Source organism: Sporosarcina siberiensis (assembly GCF_042681925.1).
GTDB lineage: Bacteria > Bacillota > Bacilli > Bacillales_A > Planococcaceae > Sporosarcina > Sporosarcina siberiensis.
Genome location: NZ_JBHUGI010000027.1, coordinates 144,772 through 153,038, shown reverse-complemented (window position 1 = coordinate 153,038; position 8,267 = coordinate 144,772). Strand labels below are relative to the sequence as shown.

Below are 8,267 nucleotides of genomic sequence, written 5' to 3'. Positions count from 1 at the left end.
GTGTAGCTGACGGATACTAATTGATCGAGGACTTAACCAATAAAGAAGAATGTACTTTATTCTTCGCTAATGAAGAGGTATGATTGACCTCGATTCGTCGGAAGGATCTAACGATTCTTCCAAAAAATGTCCGTTTTATCCAGTTTTGAACGAACAAGCAACGTTCGAAAAAATAATGCTTGCAATTTTAGAATCACTTGATATAATGAGTAGTGTCCTTGAAAAAGAACATTCAGGTCTGGTGGCAATAGCGAAGAGGTCACACCCGTTCCCATCTCGAACACGGTAGTTAAGCTCTTCAGCGCCGATGGTAGTTGGGGGTTCCCCCCTGCAAGAGTAGGACGTTGCCAGGCTTGTAAAATTCATTACATAACTAAAAAAAATTATAACTAACTTTACAACCCAGGAGGATTAGCTCAGCTGGGAGAGCACCTGCCTTACAAGCAGGGGGTCGGCGGTTCGAGCCCGTCATCCTCCACCATTTCTATGTTAAATATTATTCCGCGCCGGAGTAGCTCAACTGGTAGAGCAACTGACTTGTAATCAGTAGGTTGAGGGTTCAAGTCCTTTCTCCGGCACCAGTATCGAGCCATTAGCTCAGTTGGTAGAGCATCTGACTTTTAATCAGAGGGTCGCAGGTTCGAATCCTGCATGGCTCACCATTTTTAAACTTTTTAAAATATATTAAAACATACATGCGGGTATGGCGGAACTGGCAGACGCGCTAGACTTAGGATCTAGTGCCTTAGGGCGTGGGGGTTCGACTCCCTTTACCCGCACTTTTAAGCGGAAGTAGTTCAGTGGTAGAATACGACCTTGCCAAGGTCGGGGTCGCGGGTTCGAATCCCGTCTTCCGCTCCAATTTATCACCCTTGCCGGGGTGGCGGAACTGGCAGACGCACAGGACTTAAAATCCTGCGGTGGGTAACCACCGTACCGGTTCGATTCCGGTTCTCGGCACCAATATTTTTCCGTATATTTTACTTATGCGCCCGTAGCTCAATTGGATAGAGCGTCTGACTACGGATCAGAAGGTTGTGGATTCGACTTCTGCCGGGCGCGCCATTTTTAAAGTGTTTTCATAGCTTTAAATACTATAACAACAATTAACAATTTGTTTTGACTCGGGAAGTAGCTCAGCTTGGTAGAGCACTTGGTTTGGGACCAAGGGGTCGCAGGTTCGAATCCTGTCTTCCCGACCATTTTATGGGGCCTTAGCTCAGCTGGGAGAGCGCCTGCCTTGCACGCAGGAGGTCAGCGGTTCGATCCCGCTAGGCTCCACCATTTATCAACTCATATAAAGATCCTGGCGGTGTAGCTCAGCTGGCTAGAGCGTACGGTTCATACCCGTGAGGTCGGGGGTTCGATCCCCTCTGCCGCCATTTTGAAGGACCTTTAGCTCAGTTGGTTAGAGCAGACGGCTCATAACCGTCCGGTCGCAGGTTCGAGTCCTGCAAGGTCCACCAACTATATTTTTTCCGGAGGAATACCCAAGCCTGGCTGAAGGGATCGGTCTTGAAAACCGACAGGGGTGTCAAAACCCGCGGGGGTTCGAATCCCTCTTCCTCCTCCATTTTTATTAAATAACTAAATGTTTTACGGTTCAAATTGTACTTATAGTGTTGTCGCGGGGTGGAGAAGTGGTATCTCGTCGGGCTCATAACCCGAAGGTCACAGGTTCAAATCCTGTCCCCGCAACCAAATGGTCCCGTGGTGTAGCGGTTAACATGCCTGCCTGTCACGCAGGAGATCGCGGGTTCGATTCCCGTCGGGACCGCCATTATTTAATTGTTTTACATAGTTTTGGCTCAGTAGCTCAGTCGGTAGAGCAAAGGACTGAAAATCCTTGTGTCGGCGGTTCGATTCCGTCCTGAGCCATTTGTTTTGCGGGTGTAGTTTAATGGCAAAACTCCAGCCTTCCAAGCTGATAATGAGGGTTCGATTCCCTTCACCCGCTCCAATAGGGCCTATAGCTCAGCTGGTTAGAGCGCACGCCTGATAAGCGTGAGGTCGGTGGTTCGAGTCCACTTAGGCCCACTATTCCGCAGTAGCTCAGTGGTAGAGCAATCGACTGTTAATCGATCGGTCGTAGGTTCGAGTCCTACCTGCGGAGCCAATTTATGGGGAAGTACTCAAGCGGCTCAAGAGGTGCCCCTGCTAAGGGCATAGATCGCGTAAGCGGTGCGAGGGTTCGAATCCCTCCTTCTCCGCCATAATTTAAGGCCCGTTGGTCAAGCGGTTAAGACACCGCCCTTTCACGGCGGTATCACGGGTTCGAATCCCGTACGGGTCATAAATAAAACTGCTTTAAAAGTCGAGACTGACTTTTAAAGCAGTTTTTTCTTTTCAGCACATTTTTATTTTTTATTAACAAACATCTTATCGTTTCAGATAACTATCCTTTTGATGATAAGGAATATCTCCAAGTGGTGATTCAATTCCTAACTTATCAAGTGTTTCTTTATATTCTTCTGATTCGGGTGACTCTACAACATGTACACCTTGTCCAGAAATATCAGTAACGGTAAAGGATTCATAGTCCTCTGTGATGCCTTTAGATACTTTATTCTCGTATAAGGTTTCATAATCGTCATGGTCTCCTGTAAAGTCCGAAGGGGTCTCCGATGTGCCGTCTTGTGCTGCTTCTTTAAAACTATCTTGATAATCACGTATATCTTCATCTTGTCCTTTTGCAAATGAATTGTTGAATGCGGGTTTTAGAATTTCTTCTTCGACCGGCCTGTCTTTTAAAGCATCTGGAACAACGGCATGCTCCATGCAAACTGTTGTATAGGGTATAGCTTCTAAACGCTCAAAAGGAATATTTATACCACATTCATCACACTTCCCATAGGAGCCTTCCTGCAATCGCTTTAAGGCATTCTCAACTTTCTCAAGCTCTGCGTTAGCGTGTACATTGATAGCCATGTTTTTTTCTCTGTCATATAGCACAGTTCCGAGATCACCGGGATGGTTGGCATACATGGATAATTCTCCAGAATCTTCTTGTGCACTGTCCTTAATATTGGATTCGTTTTTTGTAGTCATTAATTGCGCCTTTATTTCGGTTAGTTCTTTTTTTAGAGAAGATTTTTGACTTCCATTTAGCATATTCAATCACATCCTTATATTAGGTTCAATTTTCAGTATGCCCACGCTTGATGAACTTCATAATTAAAACTGCCTAAACCACAAAATTGAACTTGTGGATTAGGCAGTTTTTTTATTTACGATTATATAAACAGCAGTGTTGTTCATTTTTTAAGAAAGTTATGAGAAAAGATGTCCAATTAGAATTCCCATTCCGAGTAACAAACCAAATACAGTATTTGTAACAGCGGTCTCTTTCATAGCTGGCATCACTTGAAGAGGATGAAGGTTTTTCCTGAAAATAGTAATAGCTTTCATTGGTTTTCTTATACTGAGTAATACGATAAGTGCCCATGGTGTAAGTTGTCCTAATACTACCAATGTGATGATCCAAACATAGGAAATTATAAAGAAAATCGACAAAATTGAAATCGCTGTTTGTCGTCCTAAAAGAATTGCAAGTGTTTTTCTTCCAATTTCTTTGTCACCCTCAAGATCGCGTATATTATTAGCCATCATAATAGCAGCGACAAGAAACATACTTGGAATTGATAGCAAAATTGCTGAAGTTGTTACAGTACCGGTTTGAATATAAAAAGCGATGAGAATTAGAAAAACTCCCATAACGATACCAGATACAAGTTCACCAAAAGGTGTGTATGCTATTGGATAAGGCCCGCCTGTGTATAAATATCCTATTAACATTGAGACTAATCCGACCACGGCAATCCACCAAGAGGTCTCCATACATATGTAAATACCGATTAGAATAGAAACGCCATATAATACTAAGGCAATATTTAATACGGTTTTTGGTTTGACGCCATTACGAACAATTGCTCCACCAATACCAATGGAATTTTCGGTATCCAATCCTAATTTAAAATCATAGTATTCATTAAACATATTTGTCGCCATTTGTATAAAAATACTTGCAATTAACATTGCGAAAAAGAGTGGAAAATGAATGTTGGTATACGTTAAGGCAATCATTGTTCCAAGAAAAACGGGTGCAAAGGCTGCTGTTAGTGTATGTGGCCTTGTTAGTTGCCACCAAATACGCCAGCCAGTATCAGCTTGTATTTTATGTTGCAAAATGATTCTCTCCTTATTATTTATTATGCCCTATCTATTGTACTCTAATTTCAGCAAAGTAAATACGTCATTAGCTTATTGTGTGCTGAAACGACTAAAATTCTGTATGATAGAATAAGGATATAAGCTCTTAGTATGAGTCGTTTAATGTACGGAGGGAAAAAGATGAAACAGAAGATTACTGCTTCAAGTACAAAGGCTGTAGAAAAAGATTATTTGCGTTTCTTCACGGAAACAATCGAAATTGGACGAATTTCTCCATTACTGTTTTTTCAAGCAGGGGAAGCCAATTATAGTAATGAACGTTTTTATTGGCAAAATGCTGACAACACATTGACTCTTGCGGGCATTGGACATGCGACAGTGTTGTCAAATGAAAATGCTGACAATCGATTTGAAGACATTTCAGTTAGATGGAAAAATCTTTGTATGTCATTAGTTAAAGAAGAAAAAGATATTGAGCCTATTCTCTTCGGAGGATTCTCATTTGATACAAATCATACTGAAAACTCAGAATGGGGTAATTTCCCTACAGCTTTTTTCTTTGTGCCTTCTTTTCAGCTGACAATTAAAAATGGAATGACTTCCATTTCGATCAATCTTGTTACGAAGAATGAGAATGCAATCGATGAATTTGACGAGCTACGGAATGAACGAGATCGTCTAATTCACTTTGCACAAGTAAATGAATTTAAATCTCCTGAAAAACCTTTTGTCGTATCACTTGAGGAACGCGGGAAAGATAAATACATGAAATCGATCACAGATGTAACAAACCTTATTAAAAAAGGAAAAGCTGAAAAAGTTGTCATTGCTCGTTCAATAAAACTGAACTTTGATAGTAATGTTCAATCTGACTCTGCTTTGCATCATATATCGAATGAACAACAGGAAAGTTATGTTTTCGGGCTTCAAAGAGAAGGACAATTATTTTTTGGCGCAACACCTGAACGGTTAATAGAGGTTTCAAATGGACAAGCCTATTCAGCTTGTGTTGCGGGTTCTATAGGACGAGGAACAACAGCTGACGAAGATAAAGCCCTTGGTGAAGAATTACTTGATGATCATAAAAATCGTGGCGAACATCATTATGTTGTAAATATGATTTCTAATGTTTTTGAGAACAATTGTACAAACATCTCTATGCCGTTGAAACCAAAGTTAATGAAACTTCGTGATATTCAACATTTGTTTACACCAATCGAAGGACAATTGAAAAAGGATACAGATATTTTCAGTCTTGTTCAGGCACTTCATCCAACACCTGCACTAGGTGGTGTTCCACACGAAATCTCTAGAGAAATAATTCGTGACGAGGAAAAAATGGATCGAGGCTACTATGCCGGTCCAATTGGTTGGACGGATACAAAAGGAAACGGAGAGTTTGCGGTCGCTATTCGATCAGCTTTACTTGATGGTGATAGTGCGTATCTTTACGCTGGGGGTGGAATCGTTGCAGATTCAACCGCCGAAAAAGAATATGAAGAAACTTGGGTGAAATTTAGACCAGTTTTACGTGCACTTGGAGGAAAACTAAATGGATAACTCACAAATGTTAACAAACTATGTTCGTAAAATGACAAGCGCACTCATGAATGCAGGTGTAAAGGCGGTTGTAATTAGTCCAGGGTCTCGTTCAACTCCACTTGCCTATGCATTTGCATCAACAGAAGGTCTTGAAATGTACCTACAGATTGACGAAAGGTCTGCAGGTTATTTTGCCCTTGGATTAGCAAAAGCATCGGGTGACCCTGTCGTTTTACTTTGTACTTCAGGCACTGCGGCATCGAATTATTTTCCGGCGATTACAGAAGCACGTAATGCACGAATTCCTCTTTTTGTGATTACCGCAGATCGCCCACATGAATTAAGAGGTGTAGGTGCACCACAAGCAATCGATCAGATTCAAATGTACGGAAATCAAGTGAAATATAGTGTTGATTTCCCAATTCCAGAAAACAATCGTGATGTTGATGATTATATTGATCGTCAAATAAATCGGATTTTATCAATAGCTACAACGGCTCCGAAAGGACCTGTTCATATAAATGTACCTTTCCGAGAACCGTTTAATATTGATTTTGATATGAAGGCCGCTCCTTCGACATTCGTAAAGCGATTTAAAGTTACTGAGACACTGAATGAAACCGTAGTTAAGGAATTAACAACTCTGGTTAATGGAACGGATAAGGGAATTATTATTGTTGGAGAAATGCCTATCAATTTTGATAAAAATTTATTTTGGGAATTTGCTGAAGCTCTTAACTGGCCTGTACTTTGTGATCCCTTGTCAAATCTAAGAACTGGACTATCAAAGAGCTCAAAATCTCTGTGCATAGATCATTATGATGCCATTTTAAAAAGTGAGTCTTTTGTAAAACAAGCAATTCCAGATATGGTAATTAGGTTCGGAGCACAACCGGTCTCCAAACCACTTTCACAATTCTTAAAGAAAATAAAACCTCAGACTGTTGTAGCTATAGATGAGTCTCCTGAATTTAGAGACCCAATAGGTGTTGTTACGCACCATATTCATTCTGCTGCAGAAGCAGTGCTTAGTATTAAGATAACTAAAACTGAAACAGCCTACTCAAAAATGTGGATAGAGACAAATGAAATTGTAAGTTTAATCACAGCAAAATACAGTGATACTGTCGAAGATGAAGGTGCGTTTGCTCAATTACTTTTCGACCATTTGCCTAGTGGAGTAGATTTAGTAAGTGGAAGCAGTATGCCCATCAGGGATATAGACACTTTCTTTGGAAAAACAGTGAAGGATGTAACGATTTTTTCAAACCGTGGGACAAACGGAATCGATGGTGTTGTATCGACAGCACTTGGGATTCAGGCAGCCCGACATAGGCCTACTTGGTTGTTAATCGGGGATTTATCATTTTTACATGATGTGAATGGTCTGATTGCAACACGTTTTATTGAAACGGATTTAACAATTGTTATAATGAATAATGATGGTGGAGGGATCTTCTCATATCTTCCGCAAGCAAATTCGAGCACTCACTTTGAAAACCTCTTTGGTACGCCAACAGGATTGACGTTCGGACATATAGCAGCGATGTACGACGCTCAGTATGATGCTGTAAGGACGATAGAGGAATTTAAGTCTGTAATACCAAAACTGAAAACCAAGCCGCTAAGAATCATCGAGGTGTTCACAGATCGTAGTGAAAATGTAAAAGGACATCGGAAATTATGGTCTGAAATCATAGAGAGAATTGATTTAAATGGTTGAAAGATTGATAAATGTTCGTGAAACCGATATTTATGTAAAAATAAATGGAGATACTTCGTTGCCGGTACTTGTTTTTTTACATGGTTTTACAGGTAGTGTGGAAACATGGAGTGAAGTAGTTCAGATATTTGAAAGTAAATTTAAGATTATCCGAATTGATTTAACAGGTCATGGAAAGTCATCAATTCCTAAAAATGAGCAAAGATACACGATGGAAGAACAAGTAGAAGATTTAGAGGCTGTTTTTAATGAATTGGGTCTTACTGAATTTGTTCTAATAGGATATTCGATGGGTGGCCGAATCGCACTAGCTTACACTGTGAAGTATTCGGAAAGAGTCTTATCATTAATACTCGAAAGTGCTTCTCCTGGTTTGAGGACGAAGCAGGAGCGTTCAGAACGTAGACTAGCAGATAAAGCACTGGCTGAAAGATTAACTTCAGATGGATTGTTAAAGTTCGTTGACTTTTGGGAGAATATACCGCTTTTTAAATCTCAAAAACTTCTCTCTACAAAAAAACAAAAAGCAATTAGAGAAGAAAGACTTAGGCAAAGTACTATTGGACTTTCGAATAGTTTGATTGGAATAGGCACTGGAAGCCAACCATCTTACTGGGAAAGTCTCCAAACAGTCCAAATACCTGTATTCCTAATTACTGGAGAAATCGACAAAAAGTTTGTTCTTATTGCCCGGGAAATGGAAAAAACGTTTCCAATTGTTAAACATACGACAATTAAGTCTGCAGGACATGCAATACATGTGGAAAAACCGACTTTGTTTGCTACAATGATAGAGGAACATATTACAGAGTTAAAAAAATAGGAGGCTTAT

The 8,267-nt window shown here is 40.4% G+C and carries 5 protein-coding genes, 20 tRNA genes and 1 rRNA gene; 24 read left to right on the top strand and 2 right to left on the bottom strand.

Annotated elements, in window-relative coordinates; all coding sequences use genetic code 11:
- Positions 1 to 237: 237 nt before the first annotated feature.
- The 21 genes from rrf to ACFSFY_RS10795 all read left to right on the top strand — a co-directional run bounded on the left by rrf (position 238) and on the right by ACFSFY_RS10795 (position 2,293).
- Positions 238 to 353, top strand: a 5S ribosomal RNA gene (gene rrf, locus ACFSFY_RS10895).
- Between the two features lie 52 nt (positions 354 to 405).
- Positions 406 to 481: transfer RNA gene (locus ACFSFY_RS10890), tRNA-Val, on the top strand.
- A gap of 24 nt (positions 482 to 505) precedes the next feature.
- A tRNA-Thr gene (locus tag ACFSFY_RS10885) sits at positions 506 to 581 on the top strand.
- A 5-nt stretch (positions 582 to 586) separates the two neighbouring features.
- A tRNA-Lys gene (locus ACFSFY_RS10880) sits at positions 587 to 662 on the top strand.
- A 35-nt stretch (positions 663 to 697) separates the two neighbouring features.
- Positions 698 to 779: transfer RNA gene (locus ACFSFY_RS10875), tRNA-Leu, on the top strand.
- Positions 780 to 786: 7 nt separating this feature from the next.
- Positions 787 to 861, top strand: a tRNA-Gly gene (locus tag ACFSFY_RS10870).
- A 13-nt stretch (positions 862 to 874) separates the two neighbouring features.
- Positions 875 to 963 (top strand) — tRNA-Leu (locus ACFSFY_RS10865).
- A 25-nt stretch (positions 964 to 988) separates the two neighbouring features.
- Positions 989 to 1,065, top strand: a tRNA-Arg gene (locus ACFSFY_RS10860).
- Between the two features lie 60 nt (positions 1,066 to 1,125).
- A tRNA-Pro gene (locus ACFSFY_RS10855) sits at positions 1,126 to 1,202 on the top strand.
- Between the two features lie 6 nt (positions 1,203 to 1,208).
- Positions 1,209 to 1,284, top strand: a tRNA-Ala gene (locus ACFSFY_RS10850).
- A gap of 24 nt (positions 1,285 to 1,308) precedes the next feature.
- A tRNA-Met gene (locus ACFSFY_RS10845) sits at positions 1,309 to 1,382 on the top strand.
- A gap of 7 nt (positions 1,383 to 1,389) precedes the next feature.
- Positions 1,390 to 1,466: transfer RNA gene (locus ACFSFY_RS10840), tRNA-Ile, on the top strand.
- Positions 1,467 to 1,480: 14 nt separating this feature from the next.
- A tRNA-Ser gene (locus ACFSFY_RS10835) sits at positions 1,481 to 1,573 on the top strand.
- A 53-nt stretch (positions 1,574 to 1,626) separates the two neighbouring features.
- A tRNA-Met gene (locus tag ACFSFY_RS10830) sits at positions 1,627 to 1,701 on the top strand.
- Between the two features lie 3 nt (positions 1,702 to 1,704).
- Positions 1,705 to 1,780: transfer RNA gene (locus ACFSFY_RS10825), tRNA-Asp, on the top strand.
- Between the two features lie 25 nt (positions 1,781 to 1,805).
- Positions 1,806 to 1,878 (top strand) — tRNA-Phe (locus tag ACFSFY_RS10820).
- Between the two features lie 8 nt (positions 1,879 to 1,886).
- A tRNA-Gly gene (locus ACFSFY_RS10815) sits at positions 1,887 to 1,960 on the top strand.
- 3 nt (positions 1,961 to 1,963) lie between these two features.
- A tRNA-Ile gene (locus ACFSFY_RS10810) sits at positions 1,964 to 2,037 on the top strand.
- Positions 2,038 to 2,041: 4 nt separating this feature from the next.
- A tRNA-Asn gene (locus ACFSFY_RS10805) sits at positions 2,042 to 2,116 on the top strand.
- 6 nt (positions 2,117 to 2,122) lie between these two features.
- Positions 2,123 to 2,213 (top strand) — tRNA-Ser (locus ACFSFY_RS10800).
- A gap of 8 nt (positions 2,214 to 2,221) precedes the next feature.
- Positions 2,222 to 2,293: transfer RNA gene (locus ACFSFY_RS10795), tRNA-Glu, on the top strand.
- A gap of 86 nt (positions 2,294 to 2,379) precedes the next feature.
- On the opposite strand, the gene ACFSFY_RS10790 is transcribed toward ACFSFY_RS10795, so the two are convergent.
- On the bottom strand, positions 2,380 to 3,111 hold the full coding sequence (locus tag ACFSFY_RS10790) for a TraR/DksA C4-type zinc finger protein (RefSeq protein ID WP_381537965.1): 732 nt from the start codon (positions 3,109 to 3,111) through the stop codon (positions 2,380 to 2,382).
- A gap of 159 nt (positions 3,112 to 3,270) precedes the next feature.
- Complete coding sequence (locus ACFSFY_RS10785; RefSeq protein ID WP_381537963.1) at positions 3,271 to 4,185, bottom strand: 1,4-dihydroxy-2-naphthoate polyprenyltransferase; 915 nt, start codon at positions 4,183 to 4,185, stop codon at positions 3,271 to 3,273.
- Between the two features lie 165 nt (positions 4,186 to 4,350).
- Here ACFSFY_RS10785 and ACFSFY_RS10780 point away from each other — a divergent pair, with 165 nt between their 5' ends.
- Genes ACFSFY_RS10780 through menH form a run of 3 tightly spaced genes read left to right on the top strand, consistent with a single transcriptional unit; the run spans position 4,351 to position 8,258 of the window.
- Entirely contained in the window at positions 4,351 to 5,730 is a 1,380-nt protein-coding gene (locus ACFSFY_RS10780; RefSeq protein WP_381537961.1) for an isochorismate synthase, read from the top strand.
- The gene (gene menD, locus ACFSFY_RS10775) at positions 5,723 to 7,435 is read left to right on the top strand and encodes a 2-succinyl-5-enolpyruvyl-6-hydroxy-3-cyclohexene-1-carboxylic-acid synthase (RefSeq protein WP_381537959.1); all 1,713 of its coding nucleotides are present in this window, start codon (positions 5,723 to 5,725) and stop codon (positions 7,433 to 7,435) included. Before ACFSFY_RS10780 ends, menD begins: the two co-directional genes overlap by 8 nt.
- Positions 7,428 to 8,258 carry a 2-succinyl-6-hydroxy-2,4-cyclohexadiene-1-carboxylate synthase gene (gene menH / locus ACFSFY_RS10770; RefSeq protein WP_381537958.1) on the top strand — a complete coding sequence of 277 codons (831 nt, stop codon included), beginning with the start codon at positions 7,428 to 7,430 and terminating at the stop codon, positions 8,256 to 8,258. The genes menD and menH overlap by 8 nt, the downstream gene beginning before the upstream one ends.
- The last annotated feature ends 9 nt before the right edge of the window (positions 8,259 to 8,267 follow it).